The following is an 18510-nucleotide window of genomic DNA, read 5'->3' on the forward strand; positions in this document are numbered from 1 at the left end:
CCGGGTCATCCGGCCGGGGCCGCGGCAGCGCGCTCGTACAGGGCGCGGGCGTCCTCGCCGAGGTAACTGCTGTACGAGGTCACCTCGTCCCCGCCGCCGTCGCGGCCGCCGATCACCCCGATCAGGGTCCGGTCCCCGGTCAGGACGGGGCCGCCGCTGGTCCCGTTGGGCACGTCCGCGCAGTCCAGCCGCAGCTGCGCCGGCCCGGCGGACACGGCCGTGTTGGCGCACCCGAGCGGTTCCTCCGCGTCGTTCGGGTAGCCCACCAGGCGGGCCGGGGCGGGCAGCCGGGGCCCGAAGCCGGCCGTCAGCGCCCCGGTGACCTCCTCCAGCCGCGCCCCGGGCTCCCCCGCGCGGCGCACCCGCAGGAAGGCCACGTCGTGGTCCGGGTCGGCGGACCGTACCCAGCGCGGGTCCACCTCGACGCGGGTCGGCACCCAGACGCCGTAGGGGGCCGCGCCGTCCCGGTAGCCGGGCACGAACACGAGGTTGGTGCGGAAACCGCCCTGGTGCACGCAATGGGCGGCGGTGACGATCAGGTCCCCGCCGGGGGAGTGGACCACGGACGCGGAGCAGTGGTGGTCGCCGTCCCAGTCGAGGCCGGGCGAGAAGAGCGCCCCGATCGCCGGCTCGGCGACGACCGGCCGGGCCTCCAGCGGCTCCGAGGGCCGCCACGCGGCGGCCGGGTCCTGCCCGGTCGCCGCGAGCGCCCGCGCCGGCGGAGCCTCCGCGCGCAGGGCCTCCCGTACGTCCGCGCCCGCCCGGTCCGCGAGCCCGGGATCCTGCATGTAGCTGCCGCGCTCCGGGTCGCCGTCGGCGACGGGCCCGAGCAGCGCGCGCAACTCGCCCCGGTAGGCGAGCCCGCAGGCCACCAGGACGCAGCAGACGCCGGCCAGCAGGAGGACCCGTACGGTCCGTCGCTCCACCTTGCCCGGCATCAGGCACTCCCGCCCTCGATGATCGTCCGCCGCACCGTCCGACGGGCGCAAAGGCGACACGGGTTCCCGAATCGGAACGTGTCCGTGCTCACAGCCGTCCCCACCCAACCGGCCGGATCCGGCGGGGACGGTCTAGAACGAGGTCCAGGTGAAGGCGACCTTGTCGCCCGTTCTGATCTTGAACTGGCAGCCGCCGACCGGGGTGGGGGTGCCGTTGACGGAGATGCTCCAGTAGGCGGAGCCGCCGCCGGAGACGTTCTTCACCGTGTCCACGGAGAAGTCGTCGAAGGACGGGTACCAGGCGCCGTCCCAGGTGAACCCGTGCACGCGCGCCGCGTCGTCGAGGGCGGCGGTCGGGGTGGGCACCGCGGTCGCCTGCTGGCCGCCGTTGGTGCCGTCGCACTTGTGGGTGCCGCCGGTGGCGGTGGTCACCTCGTGGCCCTTCGTGATGACCAGGCCCTTGAACAGCCGGCCTTCCGGACCCTGGACGGTGAGCTGGACCAGGACCGGCGTGTTGGTGCGCGGGGCCGTGGTGTGCGCGACCGCCGGGGAGGCGGCGCCGAGGGCCAGGCCGAGGGCCGCGGCCGTGACGGCGGTGCGGCGGACGAGCATGCTGCTGCGCATGGGGAAGTGCCTTTCTTCGCGCTGTAGTCCATGACAGGGGAAGGGGTGCGGCGTCGCGCGGCAGGTGCTCCGACTCGCGGCCCGCCATCCCGCGAGGGGATGACGGGCCGCACACGGTTGCAGGTCAGCGCCGGATTCCCACCGGCTTCCCCTGGACGCGCACGCATTCAGTTGTCTGTGCACGGTCACTATAGGGGCGGCGTGTGGTCAACGGGACGGGCTCACCTGCAAGGTGACCCGGGCCCCTCCCGAGGTCTCCTTCAGTACCTCGATCCGCGTACCGGTGTCCGGGACCTTCACCCCGACCTGGGGCAGGTCCGCGTTCCAGTACGCTCCGTGCCGGTCGTCGAAGACCGGCACGCCCGGACGGGAGGGCACCACCAGCGGAACCCCCGCCTTGTGGAGGACGATCCGCGCGCTCGCCCGTGTCGAGAACGGCGCGTCGAACGTCTGGGCGCGGGCGTTCAGCAGGGTGCCGTCCTTGAACCGCAGGGGATCCGGCCGCGCGTCCACCGGCAGCAACAGGCCGCCACCCGGGTGGGCCTTGGTGGTGTTGTCGCTGTAGGCGGTGTCCCACAGCCAGATCAGCACGCCCTCCTGGTACGGGTAGAACTCCACCTTGTCGCCGGAGTGGCCGAAGTTGTACGGCCCCGATGCGAGCAGGCTGCCGTAGCCCGTGTACCGGCGGTTCTCGGCGAAGTAGGCGCGCGGGTGCTCCGCGATGCCCGTACGGCCCTCCGTACGCGACCACTTGAGCGCCGTCCAGCCGTTCGCTCCCTGTTCGGCGCCGTCGCGCAGGAGTTCCCGCCCGCCGTCCGCCGTGATCCGGATGTCGTCGAAGGTGACTCCGCGGCCGTGCGTGTTGGAGTCCGAGGTGACGCGCAGCCGCAGCTGTACCGTGCGGCCCGCGAAGGCGTCGAGGGGGACGGAGAGTTCGGTCCACGCGGGCGAGGTCCCCGAGATCCCCTTGTCCGGGACGGGCGCGCCGTCCACCGTGCCGCCCAGCGCCGTCCAGTGGGCGCCGCCGTCCGTGGAGGCCTCCACCGTCAGGAAGTCGAAGTCCTGCTCGATGTCGTACCAGAGCCGCGAGGACAGCCGGGTGGACCCGGCGGGCACCTCGACCGTGCGGGTCAGGGTGTTGTCCATGAAGTCGCCCGTACCGCTCCACCACTGGCTCGAGCCCTCGTACGGGTCCGTCAGCCCGGTCCGGGTCACCGACGGCGGCAGGTGCACCAACAGCGCCTGCGGATCGGCGGTGTTGTAGCCCGAGACGCCCAGCACGGCCCGCGTCCGGCGGCCCGCGTCGGCCTCCGTGTACTCCAGCCAGCCCAGCTGGAGCTTGCTCCACGGGTCGAGGTCCCCGGGGAACTCCCCGGTGGAGCCCGCGCCCTTGCCGAGGTAGGAGGCCGAGGACATCAGCGACCAGAAGTTGACGCTGTTGTCCCCGTCCGAGCTGTACAGGTCCGGCAGCCCCAGATCGTGCCCGAACTCGTGCGCGAACAGTCCGGCCCCGCTGTTCTCGCCGCCCGTCAGGTAGTCACCGGCCCAGATCCCGGTGTCCCCGACCGGGGTGCCGCCCGCCTTGTTGCCCTCCGGGCCGGCGCTGCCCGCCTGGTTCCAGTACGCGAACCAGCGGTGCGCCCAGACGGCGTCCTTGCCCTGCGCGCCGCCGCCCCAGGTCTGGTCCTTGCCCGCGTGGACGACGACCAGGTGGTCGAGGTAGCCGTCGGGTTCGTCGAACTCGCCGTCGTGGTCGGCGTCGTAGCGGTCCCACACGTCGTACTCGGCGAGCTGCGCCTTGATCTGCGCGGGCGTACGGCCCTTCGCGCGCTCGGCGGCGTACCAGGCGTCGGTGGCGTCGCGGATCATGTCCCAGTTGGTGCGGCACTGGCCGGGTTCGGAGCAGTTGTCCGTACCGTAACGGGCTTCGTTCCAGGGCAGTTTGACCCAGTCCGAGACGGTGCCGTCCAGGTCGTAGCGGCCGGAGGACTGGAGCCGGTAGTAGGCCCGCATGCCGGCCGACTGCGGATCGGTGGAGAAGAACTGCCGCTGGTAGAAGGACCGGTCGAAGTTCTTGCGCCACAGGGTGTGGTTGTCGTCCGCGGGCGGCTTGGGGATGGTGTTGTGGCGCGGGCCGGGGGTGCCGCCGAAGCGCGGCTTGCCCTCGAACTCGGTGGTCGTGTCCACCTGGTCGCCGAACTCGGCGAGGATGACGAAGACCTTGTCCTTGCGTTCGCGGGCCAGTTCGACGTACCGGTTCCCGACCTTGGCCGTACGGGGGAGGGTGCCGTCCGCCTCGGCCCGCAGTCCGGCGGCCGGGGCGGAGCCGCCGGAGGGGCCGGCCGCGATGCCTTCGAGGGCCTGGCGGCGCAGTGCCTGGCGTTGCAGTTCGAGAGGGGCGGGCGGCGGGGCGGCGGCGTGCTCGGCCCGGGGCCCGTCGGCCGCGGCCGGGGCGCGTGGCGGCGGGGCGGCCAGGGCGGGGGTGGACAGGAGGGCGAGGCCGGCGAGGGATATCGCCGCTCCCGCCGCGACAAGTCTGCGCAACGGAGGTGACCTTTCGGGGAGTTCGGGGAAATCGGGGAGTCCGGCGTGCGAGGCCGAAGCCCGGAGCGCAGGTAATATTTCACATGTGACAGGTCACGGATAGGGGTGGGGCCGGCCGGTCCGAGCCGAGCGGCGTGCGATCAGCGGCGCAGGGCCACCGCCGCGCAGTGCCCCTCCGGTACCCGTACGTCCGTCAGGGACCAGCCGGGCGGCCCGGCCGGGACCGGACCCGAACCCACGTAGTCCGCCGCCGGGTCTTCCGACAGGCCCACCCCCAGCCCCTTGAGGTAGGCCTCCTTGCGCGTCCACACCCGGGTGAAGGCCAGGGACCGCTCCGCGGCCGGGAGCGCGGCGAGCTCCGCCGCCTCCCTCGGGTGCAGTACGTCGGCCGTCTCCGCGATCACGCCCGGGGCCACGAGTTCCTCCACGTCCACCCCGACGGGGGCGTCCGCGAAGGCCAGCAGGCTGAGTCCGGTGCAGTGCGACAGCGAGAAGTGCAGTGCGCCGCCCGGCAGTACGGGCCGCCCGTGCGGCTCGTCGCAGTGCGCGCACGGCGCCCGCTCGATGGTCACCTCGCGCGGTCCCAGGCCCAGGTAGGCGCCGAGCAGCCGGCGCAGGGCGACGTGCGCGCAGACGTAGCCGTCCCGGTCGGCGGCCCGAACGAACTCGGCGGCCCGCGCGAGTTCCTGGGCGTCCAGCGTCCCGGGAGCGTGCCGGGCCGCGTGCCCGCGGTAGGCGCTGGTGTCCACGAGCCACAGCTGCGGACTCGCGGGCACCACCACGGCCCGGGCGGGGCCGGGACCGGTCAGCCGCCGCGGAACGAGCGTCCCGCCGAGGGCGGTCGCAGCCATGGCGTCCCCCTCACACCGAGGCCGTGACGGCCGGTTCCACCGCGGCCGGCTCCTCGCCGTGCACGGGGTGGCGCAGGGCCAGCACCGCCGCGACCGGGGAGACGAACGCGATGGCCCCGCACACCAGCCAGGTCGTCTGGATGCCGAGGACCAGCGAAAGGGAGCTGAAGACGGCGATGGAGATCGGGGCGGTGCCGATCCCGGCGAGCGAGAGGGTGGACATCGCGGCGCCCATCCGGTCCTCCGGGGCGGACTGCTGGTAGAGGGTCACGATCGCCGGGCCGTTGAGACCCGACAGCAGGCCGACGCCGGCCGCGACGACCGTGAGCGACAGCACCGACGGCATCAGCGCCATCACCACGATCCCGGCGGCGAGCCCGGCCCCGGTCACGACGAGCCGTACGAACATCGGGATGCGGTGCGCGAGCGCCGCGCCGAGCGCGCTGGAGCCCAGGGCGCCCACGCTGAACGCCGCGAGGACGACACCGACCGCGCCCACGCCCCAGCCGCGCTCGGAGACCAGCAGCGGCAGGGCCACCTCGGCCGGCCAGCTGAACGCCAGGTCGAGGCAGAGGGCGGCGACGAACATCCAGCGCAGCCGCGGGTGCCGGGCCAGCAACCGGAACCCGTCCCCGGACCGCTTGACCAGCGAGACCCCGGGCTCCGGCTCGGGGCGGACGAACCCGTGGGTGACGTGCAGCAGGCACCCCAGCCAGACCGCACCGGTGACCGCGCCGGCCAGCAGGGCCACCCACAGCTCCCCGACGGTGATCAGGAAGGCACCGGCGGGGGCACCCAGGATGGGGGCCACGCGGAGCACCATGGCGTACAGGGAGTTGGCGCGGGCCAACTGGTCGCCCCGGGCGAACATGGGCAGCAGGACGCCCGACGCCGGTCCGGCCAGCCCCAGCAGGACCCCCTCGACCAGGGCGATCACCACCAGGGGCCACAGCTGCTGGGTGCCGGCCGTGACCACGGCCCCGACGGCCAGCAGCACCACCCGGGCCGCGGTGGTGCGCAACAGGACGAAGCGCGGGCCCAGGGTGTCGGCGACGGCCCCGCCGAAGATCAGCATGAGGGCGCGGGGCACGGTCGCGGCGAGCATCAGCAGGGTGACGGCGCGGGTCCCGCCGATTTCGACGGCCGTCCAGTTCATGGCGATCAGCAGGGCGAAGCTGCCGAGCTGGACGGCGGCCTGGCCGCCGACGAGGGAGCCGACCCGGCCCCACTGGACCCGCTCGGGGGCGGGGGGCCGGACGGGCTGCGGTACGGGGGTGTCCATGGAGCACCTTTTCTGAGAGGCGGGGTCAGGGCGGGGTGGGGCGGGGCGGGAGCGGTCAGGGCCGGGGCCTGGCCGCCAGGGCGCGGGTCACGGCGCGGCGGGCGGCGCGGGTCAGGTCGGCGGCCCGGGGCGCCCGGCCGGGCGTACGCAGCTCCAGGTGCCCGCCGAGGTGGCCGAGCCCGGCTTCGGCGAGGGCCCGGCGGGCGGCGGGGCCCGCCACCCGCCCGGCAGGCCCGGACCGCACGGTGACGCCGGGGAGTTCCCCGAACCGGAACCGGGCCCGTACGGGGCCGCCGCGCCGGCCGGGTGCGACGGCGGAGGCCCGGGCGCGGGCCGGCCGCGCGCTCACGCCGGTTCTCCGACCGGGAGCGGGGCCGCCGGGGCGGGTTCGCCGGGCGACCACAGGTCCTGCGGGGTCAGGTCGGCGGGCCGGTACTGGCCGACGGCGCTGATCAGCAGCCGGGCCTCCAGCGCGAGGGCCTCGACCAGCCGGACCAGCCCCGCCCGCGGATCCTCGTCCACGGCGAGCAGGGCGGCCCGGCCCAGACCCACCGCGGTCGCCCCCAGGGCCAGGGCCCGCACCGCGCGGCCGCCCTCCCACATGCGGCCCGAGGCCAGCAGGGCCGCGCCCGGCGGGCGTTCGATGCGCCGCAGGCACTCCCCGAGCGGCAGACCGGCCCCGTCCAGGAACACCCGCGGCGCCCAGCCGGTGCCGCCCTCGGCGCCGTCGACGGTGACCGCGTCGGCGCCCGCCGCCCAGGCCGTCGCGGCGGCCCGGGCGACGTCCCGCCCCGGGTGGAACTTCACCCAGGTCCGGGCCAGCGGGAAGTTGTTCCGCATGAACCGCAGCTGCTGGCGCAGGATCTCCTCGGTGAAGGTCCCCGGGGTCGCGCACCGCAGCTGCCGCCCGGCGGGCTCGCCCAGCAGGTCCCGTACGGCGAACCGGCCGGCCAGCCGCTCGGCTTCGGCCGCGCCGACCACCGTCATGCCGCCGAGCCCGGGCTTCGCGCCCTGGCCGGTCTTCAGCTCGAAGCCGAGCCGCCCGGAGTCCCGCAGGGCGCGGGAGCCCGGGTCGCTGTAGAGCAGGTTCCACACCTCGGAGTCGGCGTCCTCGGTGGACTGCTGCACCACCACCCCGCCGACCCCGTCCGCGAGGTCCTCCGCGTACGCCGCCACCCGCTCCAGCAGCGCCGACCGGCTGCCGTAGCCGTGCACCGGCACCATGTTCTCGCCGATCACCAGCGGAATGCCGAGCCGCGCGGCCTGCCGGGCGGCGGCCGTGCCGAGGTCCCCGCTGCCGGCCCGGGTGGAGCCGAACGCCGAGAGGTAGAGGGGGAGTTCGGAGGCGAATCCGCCGACCGGGGTGCGCAGGTCCACGTCCTCGTACGAGGGCTCCCGGCCCAGGTCGATCAGCTTCTCCAGCCGCCTCGGCATGAACACCGGCGGGGCCAGGCGCAGCGCGTCCAGCCAGTCCCCGGCGCGCGGTCCGCCCGGTCCGCCGGGTCCGCCCGGTTCGGGGGCGGCGCCGAACAGCCGCGTCCCGTACCCGTCGGCGGCGGGGAACACCTCGGCCGTCCCCAAGCGCGCCCGGGCCCGTACGGCCTCCTCCGGGAACCCGGCCGCATCCAGTGCGCCGCTCACGGGGCGATCACCCCCGGCAGCTTCGGGTAGGCGCTGACCTGCCACAGGGCGTCCAGCCCGGTCAGGAAGCGCACGAGGCGCTGGAGGCCCATCCCGAAACCGGCGCTGGCCTCGATCCCCTCGCGGGCCAGCTCCAGGTACCAGGCGTACTTGGCCGGGTTCTCCCCGCTCTCCCGCATCCGGGTCACGATCGCCGCGTAGTCGCTCTCCCGCTCGCTGCCGCTGACCAGTTCGCCGTACCCGCCGTGCGCGATCAGGTCGAAGTTCCGCAGGACCCCGGGCCGTTCGGGGTCCTCCCGGTCGTAGAACCCGCGCGATCCCTTCGGGTAGTCGTTGACGAAGAACGGCCGGTCGGCCTCCAGGGACAGCACCCGTTCGCCCGCCCAGTCGATCTCCGCGTCCGGGCTCTGGCCGTGGCCCCGGCCCAGCAGCCGCGCCACCGCCTCCGCGTGGGTCAGGGAGTCGAACTTGCCCTGCCGGAGCTCGGCGAACTCCAGCTCGTCCCGCCCGAGTTCGCGCAGCACCTCGGGAACCGCCGACCAGACGTGTTCCACCACGTGCGTCAGCAGCCCGGCCGCGACCTCCTGCGCGTCACGGCGGGTCCCGCCCGCCAGCTCCACGTCGATCTGGTGGAACTCCACCAGGTGCCGGCCCGTGGCCGCCGTCTCCGGCGGCTCCACCCGGACGTTCGGAGCGATGTAGAACAGCCGGGGGAAGCCCTTCAGCGAGGCCTGCTTGTAGAGGATCGCGCTGGTCATCAGCTTGTACGGCTGCCCGTAGTAATCCACGTCGAGCGCCTTCGCGCCGCGCCCGCCCGGATCGGTGACGGGGCCGATCAGCGGCGGCAGCAACTCCACGAAGTCCTCGCCGCGCAGGAACTCCCGCGCCGCGTAGAGCACTTCCTGCTGCACCAGCATCGCGGAACGCAGCTGCGGGGAACGCAGGTGCTCACCGAGCGGGGGAGGGGTCCGAAGCTCCATGTCGACTCCTGTCGGTCTGTGGGTGGTCGGCCGGCCGGTCAGCCGGTCGTTCGGTCGTGTGCCGTGCGGGCCGCGGGCCCGAGGCGCGGCCCGGTGGGGGCCGCTCACCGCGCGCCGTCGCCTCCGCCCGGCGCGCCGTACGCGTCGTAGCGCCGGGACACCCCGTGCAGGGCGGCGAGGAGCCCGTCCGAGGTCAGGGCCGCCGCCCGGCCGGTACCGGACGCCCGCGCGCCCGCCGTCGGGAAGGACACGGCCGGCATGGCGCCGGTCTCGGACCAGCGCAGCCGGCCGTCAGCGTCGACGAAGCTCCGCGAGCGGCCCGCGTTGTCGGGGTGCAGGCAGTACGGGACGTCCAGGACGCCCCGCGCGAACGCGGCCCGCAGCGCCCGTCCGAGGTCCTCGTCGAGCTCCAGTACCGCCTCCACGAAGGCCCGGGCCTCCCGGTACACCTCGCTGTCGGCCCCGTCCCGCGCCACCCCGCCCGGACCGGCGGGAGAGGGGGCGTCCGGGCGTTCGCACAGGGCGGCCGCCGCCGCGGCCGTCTCCAGCGCCCGTACGTTCTCCAGCACCGTCGGGATCCGGTGCGCCTCGGCGGCCGTCTTCACGATCAGCCGCTGCGCCCCGGACCGTACGGCCAGGCGCGCCGAGGCCTCCAGCAGCCGGGTGGCGCCCCGCGCGGTGTGCGGGAACACCCCCATGTACGTGTAGAGCACCACGTGCCGGTCCACCGCGGCGGGCAGGAACTCCCCGGCCAGCCGGCGCAGCGCCCGTACGGCCTCCGCGTCCTGAGCGGGGTCGGTCTGCTGGGCGTAGCTGAGGGAGACGCTGCGGATGCCGTGGCGGACGAAGAACATGCCCTCCAGCAGGCTCAGCGCCACCAGCAGCCCGGGCGGGCAGAGCTGGCCGAGCATGCAGCCGCCGAAGCTCTCCAGATGCGGTGTCCGGGGCGCGGGTACGAGCGAGGCCAGCAGTTCGCAGCAGCGGGCCCAGTTCTCCACGGACTCGGCGAGCGGGGTGCGTCCGTAGGGCAGGCAGTACGAGACCGGTCCGCCCTCGGTGGCGTCGAGCCCGGCGGCGGCCAGGGCCCGCACGATCGCCTCGGGCCGGGAGGAGCCGTGCCGGACCTGTACGGGGAAGCCCGGGCCGGCGACCCCGTCCAGCAGGGAGCGGGTGAGCGCGGCGGGATGGGTGGCGATCGGGTAGCCGTTGAGGGCGGTGCCCTCGGCCACTGCGGCGCGGGCGGCGGCCGTGTCGCCGACGCGGGTGTAGCTGTCGATGGTGAGGGTGCCGACGGTGGTGGCGACGGCGGCCTTGGTGCGCTCCAGTCCGGCCCGCATCCGGCGCGGGTCGCCGAACCCCATCCGGGGCTGGACGACGAGCCGTCCGGCGGCGGCGGCGCGGGCCACGAAGCCCCCGAAGGAGGTGTCGGGTTCCGGGCCGCCCGGCTCCCGCTGCACCCCGGGGACCAGCAGGGCGGCGCCGCCGGTCATGCCACGGCCCGCGAGGCGGACCGGCCGGCGGCGAGCGCCGTGAGGTAGTCCCGCAGGGCGGCCACGTTCCCGTCGTCGAAGACGGCGTCGCATCCGGCGTCGAGGAGCCGGGCGCGCTGCTCGGGGTCGGCCACCCCGGCGACGCCCAGCTTGCCGCCGATGACGACGGGCAGGGTCAGGCCGGCCCGGCGCACGGACCGGACGGCGCCGAGCCCGTCACGGTAGCCGTGGCCGTTGACGCTGCTGATGACCACGAGGTCCGGCCGGGCCGGGCCCTCGGCCGCGCAGGCCCCGGTGAGCAGGTCGTCCGGTACGCACGGCCCCAGGTTGTGGACCCGGTGCCCGAGCTCCTCCAGGAAGAGCTGGAGGTAGACGAGGTTCCAGGTGTGGGAATCCGATGCCGTGCCGCTCAGCAGGATGTCCATATTCCGTCGTCGCATGCCGAGAAATATAGAAAGCGGCGGACCGCCCGAGGGGAAGTTGCGGCGGCAGTATCAGGGAATTAAGGCTGTCCCGGAATGTGAAAAACAGGGAAACACGGAAACGAGAAGGCCGTGCCCCGCGGTGCGGGGCACGGCCTTCTCCAGAGGCGCCGGCGGCTTTCCGGAATTCCGGTCAGGAGTACTGGGCGACCAGGCTCCGGGGCCGGATGTCGGTCCAGTGCGCCTCCACGTACGCGAGCGCGTCCGCCCGCGTCCCCTCGCCCCACACCACGTCCCAGCCGCCCGGGACCTTCGCGAACACCGGCCACAGGGCGTGCTGCCCCTCGGCGTTGACCACGACGCGGAAGGTGCCCTCGGTGTCGTCGAAAGGATTGGTCATGACAGACTCCTCAATTTCTCGGAAAGGATACGGCCGATCATCGCGAGCGGTTCCGGCTCGCCCATTCTGGTGTGCGGAACACCGATGAGGTGGTTTTCCACCCGGCCTTCCACGTACGGAATCCAGTGCCGGGCCAGGGTGTTCTCCGTTTCCCCGTCCTCCAGCGCCGCCAGGAACAGCAGATCCGTGGCGACCGGGCGCGGGGCGTACAGGTTCATGATTTCGGCGTGGTCGATCGAGGCGCCGATCACCGACCGGATCTCGGCGTCGGAGAACGCGCCGAGCACCGGGTCCTTCAGCCGGACCAGCCCGATCAGCGCGTCCACGTCGAAGGGGGCGTCCTCGGGGCCGTCCAGGGCGTCGCCGACGAGCATGTCCCGTTTCTGGGCGGGCGTCATCCGGCGCCGCTCGGGCTCCGTCGGCAGCAGGTGCACGTCCATCATGGCCAGCAGTTCGGTGCGTTCGCCGAGCTCGGCGAGCCGGACCGCCAGCGCGTGGGCCACGGTGCCGCCGAAGGACCAGCCGAGGAAGCGGTACGGGCCGTGCGGCTGGACCCCGCGGATCAGCGGGAGGTAGTCCTCGACCATCTCCTCCACCGTCTCCGGGGAGTGCCCGAGCTCGCTCAGTGCCCGCGCCTGGATCGCGTACAGCGGCTGGTCCGGCCCGAGGTGGCGGGCCAGCCCGGCGTACGGCCAGCCGACGCCCGTCCCCGGATGCAGGCAGAACAACGGCCGCTGCGCACCCCGGGTGCCGAGCGGCAGCAGCACCCCCATCGGGTCGAAGCCGGTGGGTTCGTCGCCCAGCAGGCCGGCCACCGTCGGGGTCCGGAACAGGTCGCGCACCCCGGCCTCCAGGCCGAGCACGGTCCGCATCCGGCTGACCAGGCGCACCCCCAGCAGCGAATGACCGCCCAGGGCGAAGAAGTTGTCGTCGATGCCGACCCGTTCCAGGCCCAGCACCTCGGCGAACAGCGAGCACAGCACCTCCTCGCGCGGGGTGCGGGCCGCCCGCCCGCCGCCCCGTACGGCGGGCGCGGGCGCCGGCAGGGCCGCCCGGTCGGGCTTGCCGTTGACGGTGAGCGGGATCGCGTCGAGCAGTACCGCCGCGGAGGGCACCATGTGCTCGGGGAGTTCGTCCGCCGCCCAGCGCAGCAGCCCGGACTCGGTCAGGGTGTGCCCGGCGCGCGGCACGGCGTACGCGACGAGCCGTTTGCCGCCGGGGCCGTCCTCGCGGACGGTGACGGCGACCTGCCCGACGCCCGCGTGCCGGGCGAGGGTCTCCTCGATCTCGCCGGGCTCGATCCGGAAGCCGCGCAGTTTCACCTGGCCGTCGGCCCGCCCGATGAACCGGAGTTCACCGTCGGGCGTCCAGTGCGCGAGGTCGCCCGTGCGGTACATGCGGCTGCCGTCCGCCGCGAACGGGTCCGGCAGGAACCGTTCGGCCGTCAGGCCCGGCCGGCCGAGGTAGCCGCGCGCCACCTGGGTGCCGGACAGGTACAGCTCGCCGGGCACCCCGACGGGCACCGGGCGCAGCCGCGGGTCCAGGACGTGGGCGCGGGTGTTGTCGAGGGCCGCGCCCAGGTACACGCCGCGGACCTCCCGTTCGGTGAGCGGGAAGCGCTGCTGGTGCGAGGCGAAGGTGGTCTCCGTCGGCCCGTACGAGTGGACGAGGACCGTGTCGGGGCAGTGGTCCAGCACCCGCTGGAGCGCGCTGGGGGAGGCCACGTCCCCGCCGGTCCACACCTCGTCGAGGAGCTTGAGGGTGTCCAGGCCCTCGTCGGCCATGATGTGGAACAGGCCCATGGTGAAGTAGGCGGCGCTGACCTCGTGGGTGCGGATCGCGTGGTCCAGCTCCGCGACGTCGGTGCCGTCCCCGGGGGCGATCACCAGCTGGCCGCCGTTCAGCAGCGGCACCCACAGTTCGTAGGTGGAGGCGTCGAAGCCGATCGCCGAATGGACCAGCATCCGACGGTGGTTGGCCAGGTCCCAGCAGCGGTCGGTGACCAGGTCCACCACGTTGCGGTGCGTGACGCCGACGCCCTTGGGGCGGCCCGTGGAGCCGGAGGTGAACATCACGTACATCAGGGAGTCCTCGCCGACGACGACGCCCGGATCGGTCACCGGATAGCCCGGCACCGGAGTGTGCACCGACAACACCCGCACACCGGCGTCGAGTTGTGCGCGGACCGCGGGCAGCTCCGCCTGGGCCTCGCCCACGAGCAGCACCCGCGCACCCACGTCCTCCATGATCATGCCGACGCGGGCCTCCGGCAGCCGAGGATCCAGCGGCACGTACGCCGCCCCGCACTTGAGCACCGCCAGCGCCGCCACCAGCAGGTACGGGGTGCGCTCCAGCAGCAGCCCCACCGCCGCCTCCCGGCCCACACCCGCCTCGATCAGCCGGTGCGCCAGCGCGTTGGCCCGCGCGTCCAGCTCGGCGTAGGACAGGGTCTCCTCGCCGTAGGAGACGGCGGTCCGCCGCGGCGTACGGCCGGCCTGGACCGCGAACCTCTCGTGCGCCAGCCCACGGACGGCCCGAGGCGCGGCCGTGTCGTTGTACCGGACGACCAGCCGGTGCTCCTCCTCGTCCGACAGGAGCCGCACGTCCCCGATCCGCTGCCCGGGATCGTCCGCCACGGCCCGCAGCGTCCGCGCCACGTGCGCGGCCAGCACGGCCGCCGTGGCCCCGTCGTACAGGTCCGTCGCGTACTCCAGTACGCCCTCCAGCCCGCCCGGAGCGCCGCCCGGCGTCCCGTCGGGATCCCGCAGCTCGTGCAGGGAGAGCGTGAGGTCGAACTTGGTGAACCCGGAGTCCGTGCCCACCGCCGACCCGGCCAGCGCCGACGGGCGCGGCGCCGCGGTCTCGGCGGGATGGACCTGCACGACCGCCTGGACCAGGGGGTGGTGGGCGGTGGACCGCACCGGGTTCAGCTGCTCCACGACCAGGTCGAACGGCAGCTCCTGGTGGGCGTAGGCGGCGTGGGCGGTGTCCCGGACTCGGCCGAGCAGCTCGGTGAACGTCGGATCGCCGGAGGTGTCGCAGCGCAGCGCGAGGGTGTTGACGAAGAAGCCGACCAGGTCGTTCAGGGCCTCGTCGTCACGGCCCGCGACGACGGTGCCCAGCGGCAGGTCGGTGCCGGCGCCGTGCCGGGTGAGGGTGGCCGCGAAGGCCGCCTGCACCACCGTGAACAGGGTGGTCCCGTGCTCCAGCGCCAGGCGCTCCAGCCGGGCGTGCGCGGCGGCGTCCACGGCCAGGGGGGTCGCGCCGCCCCGGTGGGAGGCCTCGGCGGGCCGGGTCCGGGCACCGGTGAGTTCCAGGACGGGCGGGGCGTCGGCAAGGGCCTCCTTCCAGAACGCGACGTGCCCCGCGGCGGCCCCGCCGTCCAGTACGGCCCGCTCCCACAGGGTGTAGTCGGCGTACTGGACGGGCAGCGGCTCCCAGTCGGGCGAGGTTCCGGCCAGCCGGGCCTCGTAGGCGGCGGCCAGGTCCGCGAGCAGGGGGCCGGCGGACCAGCCGTCCGCGGCGATGTGGTGGACCAGCACGACGAGCGCCCGCTCCGCCCCGCAGGTGATCAGCGCGGCCCGGAAGGGCAGTTCGGCGGCGAGGTCGAAGACGTGCCCGGCGGCCTCGCCGACCGCCGCCGCCAGTGCGCCCTCCGGCGCGGTCACCCGCTCCAGGACCGGCCGTACCCCCTCCAGCACCCGCTGGTACGGCTGCCCCTCCACCGCCGGGTACACGGTGCGCAGCACCTCGTGCCGCTCCGCGACGTCGGCCAGCGCCGCACCCAGCGCCCCCGGGTCCAGGGGCCGGTCCGGGCGCAGCACGAACGGAATGTTGTAGGAGGGGCCGGGCCCCTCCAGCTGGTCCACGAACCACAGCCGGCGCTGCGCGTACGACAGCGGGATCCGCTCCGGGCGCAGTCCGGGCGGTACGGCGGCCAGCGCGGGCCGCCCGGGGAGCGGCGGCGGGACGTGGCCGGTCTCCGCGTCCGGGCCGGTCCGCGCGCCCCGCCCGGCCTGAGCGGCCTCCGCGCCCTCCGCGTCCGGCCCGGCCGGCGCCTCGCCGAAGAGCCGGAGCGCGAGACCGGCGGGCGTCGGGTCCAGGAACAGGTCCCGGATCCGCGCCTCGACCCCGAGGGTGGCCCGGATCCGGTTCACCAGGCGGATGCCCATCATCGAATGGCCGCCCTCCGAGAAGAAGTTGGCGTCCGGAGCCACCGGCCCGTCGAGACCGATCACCTCCCCGAACAGGGCGCACAGCAGCTGCTCGGCGGGGGAGTCCGAGGCCGTGACCCCGCCCGCCTCCGGGTCCGGCCGCTCGCGGAGCCCGGCGAGGCGCCGGGCCTCGTCGTCGGTGAGCAGCGCGCGGGCGCCCGGCCGGGCCCCGGGGTCGGCGGCCGCCCGCGCGAGGGCCCGTACGAACAGGTCGAGCAGCAGCTGCGCGGTCTCCGGCTCGAACAGGTCCACCGCGTACTGCCACCACACCTCCAGCCCGCCGTCCGCGAGCTCCACGCAGGAGGCGCTGAGGTCGAACTTGGCCACCTCCAGGCCAGGTTCGGCGAACTCTCCCGACAGCGGACCGCCGTCCGGGGGCCGGGAGCCGGCCGCTTCCCCGGCGGTCAGCATCACCTGGAAGAACGGGTTCACGGCCAGCGCCCGCTCCGGCCGCAGGTGCTCCACCAGCAGGTCGAACGGCAGCTCCTGGTGCGCGTACGCCGCCAGGTCCGTCTCCCGCGCCCGGTCCACGAGCTCCGCGTACGAGGCGTCGCCCGAGACGTCGGTGCGCAGGACCAGGGTGTTGACGAAGAACCCGACCAGGTCGTTCAGGGCCTCGTCGGCCCGGCCGGCCACCGGGGTGCCGATGGGGACGTCCGTCCCGGCGCCGGCCGCCGCCAGGGCGAGCGCCAGGGCGGGCTGGACCACCATGAGCAGGCTGGCGCCCCGCTCCTCGGCCAGCGCGGCGAGCCGGCGGTGCGCGTCCGGGTCCAGGCGGGCGACGAGCGTCGCGCCCGCGCCGCTGGGCTCGGCGGGCCGGGGGCGGTCCGTCGGCAGGTCCAGTACGCCCGGCATGCCGGCCAGGGCGGTCCGCCAGTGCTCCACCAGCGCCTCGGGCCGCTCCAGCAGTTCCCGCTGCCACAGGGTGTAGTCGGCGTACTGCACCGGCAGCGGCTCCCAGCCGGGTGCGGACCCCGCCAGCCTCGACGCGTACGCCCGGGCCAGATCGCGCAGCAGCGGCCCCACCGACCAGCCGTCGGTCGCGATGTGATGGGTCAGCAGCACCAGTGTCGCCGAACCGTCACCCGGCACGAACAGCGCTGCTCGCAGCGGGAGTTGGTTGGCCAGGTCGAAGGGCGACGCCGTGAACCGGGCCACCAGCGCGGCCACCGCCTCCGGGGCGCACTCCCGGACGGCCGGTTCCACGGGCGGCGCGGCCAGCACGTGCTGGTAGGGCTCGGAGTCCACGGCCGGATACACCGTGCGCAGCACCTCGTGCCGCTCCACGACGTCCGCGAGGGCCGCGCCCAGTGCGTCCCGGTCCGGGACGGAGTCCAGGCGCAGCACGACCGGCAGGTTGTAGGTGGCCGAAGGGCCCTCCAGCGAGGCCAGGAACCAGAGCCGCCGCTGGGCGTACGACAGCGGCACGCGCTCTCCGGCGGGCAGCGGCACCCCGTCGAACACCACGGGTGCGGAGGGGAGTCCGCCGTCGGGGGCGGCCCGCAGCGACCTGCGGTCGATCTTCCCGGAGGAGGTCCGGGGCAGCGCCTCCACCAGCGTCACCGAGCCCGGTACGGCCGCCGCCGGGAGCCGCTCCCGCACGCGGGCGCGGAGCTCCGGCGCCTCCACCCCGGCGTCGGCGACCACGTACGCGGCCAGCAGCCGCACCCCGTCCGCCGTCTCCCGGGCCACCACGGCCGCCTCGCGCACCCCGGGGTGCGCGGTCAGTACCGACTCCACGGACGCCGGGTCCACCCGGTGCCCGTTGATCTTCACCTCGTCGTCGGCCCGCCCCCGGAACCCGAGCTGTCCGTCCGGCCGTACGTGGACCAGGTCACCGGTGCGGTACGCGCGCTCCGTGCCCAGCGCCGTGAACCGGGCGGAGGTCAGCTCGGGCCGGCCGAGGTACCCGTCGGCGAGGGCGCCGCCCAGCAGCCACAGCTCCCCGTCCACCACGGCCGCCCGCACCCCGGGCAGCGGTACGCCGATCGGCACCGGGCCGCCCGCGTACCGGGACAGGTCGGCGACGGTCGCCACGACGGTGGCCTCGGTCGGCCCGTAGGTGTTCAGCAGCCGCACCCGCCCGGGGTCCACCACCGCGCACCACTGCGCGACCCGCTCGGGCAGCGCGGCCTCACCGCCGATGACCACCGTACGGATGCCGGCGGGCAGTTCGGCGGTCCCGGAGGCGAGGGCGTGCGCCAGCTCGTGCCAGTACGCGGTCGGCAGGTCGAGCACCGTCACCCCGTGCGCGGCGCAGCCGGCCAGGAGTCCGGGGACGTCGAGCATGTCCTCGTCGCGCAGTACGAGGGTCGCGCCGGAGCCGAGCGCCAGGAAGACCTCCTCGACGCTCGCGTCGAAGTGCAGCGGGGCGAACTGGAGCACCCGGTCCCCGGGGGTGATCCCGTACCGGACCGCCGCCCCCGCCACGAAGTGGGCCAGGGCCCCGTGCCCGACGACCACGCCGTTCGGGGTGCCCGTCGAACCGGAGGTGTAGATCACGTAGCCGGTGCCCTCGGGGACGGTTGCACCGGCGACGAGGAACTCCCCGTCCGCCAGGGGGACTTCACGGCCGGCGCAGTCGGCGAGGATCGCCGCGTTCCGGGCGGCCGGCGCCCCGGGGTCGAGGGGAAGGTAGGCGGCGCCGGTCCGCAGCGCGGCCAGCAGCCCCACGACCGCGTCGACGCCCCGCGGCCGGTGCACGGCGACCAGCCGCCCCGGACCGGCGCCGCCGGCCGTCAGCTCGTCGGCGCGCACGGCCACCGCCAGGGCCAGCTGCCCGTACGTCATCCGGTGCTCGCCGTGCACCAGCGCGGTCCGCTCGGCGTCCTGGGCGGCGATCCGGTCGAGCACGCCGGGTGCCGGACTGATCGCCGGGCCGCCGTCCAGGACGGCGGAGGCGGTGGGGGCGGTCGAGGGCATCGCGGGGCCTCCAGGCGAGGGGACGGGAGCGGAGCGGACTCCGTGCCCCCACGCTAGGCAGCCCCGCACCGCCCGGCGGGCAGTCCCTCCGGCAGCTCCGACCGGGGCGGCTGCCGCCCCCGACTGCCGCCGGACGCTCCGCGCGTTCCGGTGGCCGGGGTGTCGGGGCCCCGCTCCCGGGTTCGGCCCCCCGGCCGCGCCC

Annotated in this window: 12 protein-coding genes; all 12 read right to left on the reverse strand. The window is 75.1% G+C overall.

The genetic code is table 11. The features are described from left to right. Positions 1-5 precede the first annotated feature (5 nt). Positions 6-938 carry a trypsin-like serine peptidase gene (locus tag AC07B0_RS36000; protein WP_478866052.1) on the reverse strand — a complete coding sequence of 311 codons (933 nt, stop codon included), beginning with the start codon at positions 936-938 and terminating at the stop codon, positions 6-8. Between the two features lie 132 nt (positions 939-1070). Further along, entirely contained in the window at positions 1071-1562 is a 492-nt protein-coding gene (locus AC07B0_RS36005; protein ID WP_356881921.1) for a DUF4430 domain-containing protein, read from the reverse strand. Positions 1563-1769: 207 nt separating this feature from the next. Continuing rightward, positions 1770-4106, reverse strand: coding sequence for an immune inhibitor A domain-containing protein (locus AC07B0_RS36010; RefSeq protein WP_469382964.1), 2337 nt, complete (start codon positions 4104-4106; stop codon positions 1770-1772). 140 nt (positions 4107-4246) lie between these two features. Then, entirely contained in the window at positions 4247-4957 is a 711-nt protein-coding gene (locus tag AC07B0_RS36015; RefSeq protein WP_478866054.1) for a 4'-phosphopantetheinyl transferase family protein, read from the reverse strand. Positions 4958-4967: 10 nt separating this feature from the next. Further along, positions 4968-6239, reverse strand: a complete 1272-nt coding sequence (locus AC07B0_RS36020) for an MFS transporter (RefSeq protein WP_356881927.1) — start codon at positions 6237-6239, stop codon at positions 4968-4970. A gap of 55 nt (positions 6240-6294) precedes the next feature. Beyond that, complete coding sequence (locus AC07B0_RS36025; protein ID WP_356881930.1) at positions 6295-6588, reverse strand: hypothetical protein; 294 nt, start codon at positions 6586-6588, stop codon at positions 6295-6297. Beyond that, complete coding sequence (locus tag AC07B0_RS36030) at positions 6585-7880, reverse strand: glutamate synthase-related protein (RefSeq protein WP_478900073.1); 1296 nt, start codon at positions 7878-7880, stop codon at positions 6585-6587. Before AC07B0_RS36030 ends, AC07B0_RS36025 begins: the two co-directional genes overlap by 4 nt. Next, the gene (locus AC07B0_RS36035; protein WP_478900074.1) at positions 7877-8860 is read right to left on the reverse strand and encodes an asparagine synthetase A; all 984 of its coding nucleotides are present in this window, start codon (positions 8858-8860) and stop codon (positions 7877-7879) included. The genes AC07B0_RS36030 and AC07B0_RS36035 overlap by 4 nt, the downstream gene beginning before the upstream one ends. 104 nt (positions 8861-8964) lie before the next feature. After that, on the reverse strand, positions 8965-10350 hold the full coding sequence (locus tag AC07B0_RS36040; protein ID WP_478900075.1) for a methylaspartate mutase: 1386 nt from the start codon (positions 10348-10350) through the stop codon (positions 8965-8967). Next, positions 10347-10775 (reverse strand): cobalamin B12-binding domain-containing protein, encoded by a 429-nt coding sequence (locus AC07B0_RS36045; protein WP_356881952.1) that lies wholly within the window; start codon positions 10773-10775, stop codon positions 10347-10349. The genes AC07B0_RS36040 and AC07B0_RS36045 overlap by 4 nt, the downstream gene beginning before the upstream one ends. A gap of 190 nt (positions 10776-10965) precedes the next feature. Then, positions 10966-11172, reverse strand: coding sequence for an MbtH family protein (locus AC07B0_RS36050; RefSeq protein ID WP_356881938.1), 207 nt, complete (start codon positions 11170-11172; stop codon positions 10966-10968). Continuing rightward, positions 11169-18308 carry an amino acid adenylation domain-containing protein gene (locus tag AC07B0_RS36055; protein ID WP_478900076.1) on the reverse strand — a complete coding sequence of 2380 codons (7140 nt, stop codon included), beginning with the start codon at positions 18306-18308 and terminating at the stop codon, positions 11169-11171. Before AC07B0_RS36055 ends, AC07B0_RS36050 begins: the two co-directional genes overlap by 4 nt. Positions 18309-18510 lie beyond the last annotated feature (202 nt).

It is taken from the genome of Streptomyces sp. NPDC044704 (assembly GCF_056433525.1).

Excerpts from the sequence above, each read along its gene's own strand:
- AC07B0_RS36000 (WP_478866052.1), bottom strand. The coding sequence starts at position 938 with ATGCCGGGCAAGGTGGAGCGACGGACCGTACGGGTCCTCCTGCTGGCC.
- AC07B0_RS36005 (WP_356881921.1), bottom strand. The coding sequence starts at position 1,562 with ATGCGCAGCAGCATGCTCGTCCGCCGCACCGCCGTCACGGCCGCGGCC.
- AC07B0_RS36015 (WP_478866054.1), bottom strand. The coding sequence starts at position 4,957 with ATGGCTGCGACCGCCCTCGGCGGGACGCTCGTTCCGCGGCGGCTGACC.
- AC07B0_RS36020 (WP_356881927.1), bottom strand. The coding sequence starts at position 6,239 with ATGGACACCCCCGTACCGCAGCCCGTCCGGCCCCCCGCCCCCGAGCGG.
- AC07B0_RS36035 (WP_478900074.1), bottom strand. The coding sequence starts at position 8,860 with ATGGAGCTTCGGACCCCTCCCCCGCTCGGTGAGCACCTGCGTTCCCCG.
- AC07B0_RS36040 (WP_478900075.1), bottom strand. The coding sequence starts at position 10,350 with ATGACCGGCGGCGCCGCCCTGCTGGTCCCCGGGGTGCAGCGGGAGCCG.
- AC07B0_RS36045 (WP_356881952.1), bottom strand. The coding sequence starts at position 10,775 with ATGGACATCCTGCTGAGCGGCACGGCATCGGATTCCCACACCTGGAAC.
- AC07B0_RS36050 (WP_356881938.1), bottom strand. The coding sequence starts at position 11,172 with ATGACCAATCCTTTCGACGACACCGAGGGCACCTTCCGCGTCGTGGTC.
- AC07B0_RS36055 (WP_478900076.1), bottom strand. The coding sequence starts at position 18,308 with ATGCCCTCGACCGCCCCCACCGCCTCCGCCGTCCTGGACGGCGGCCCG.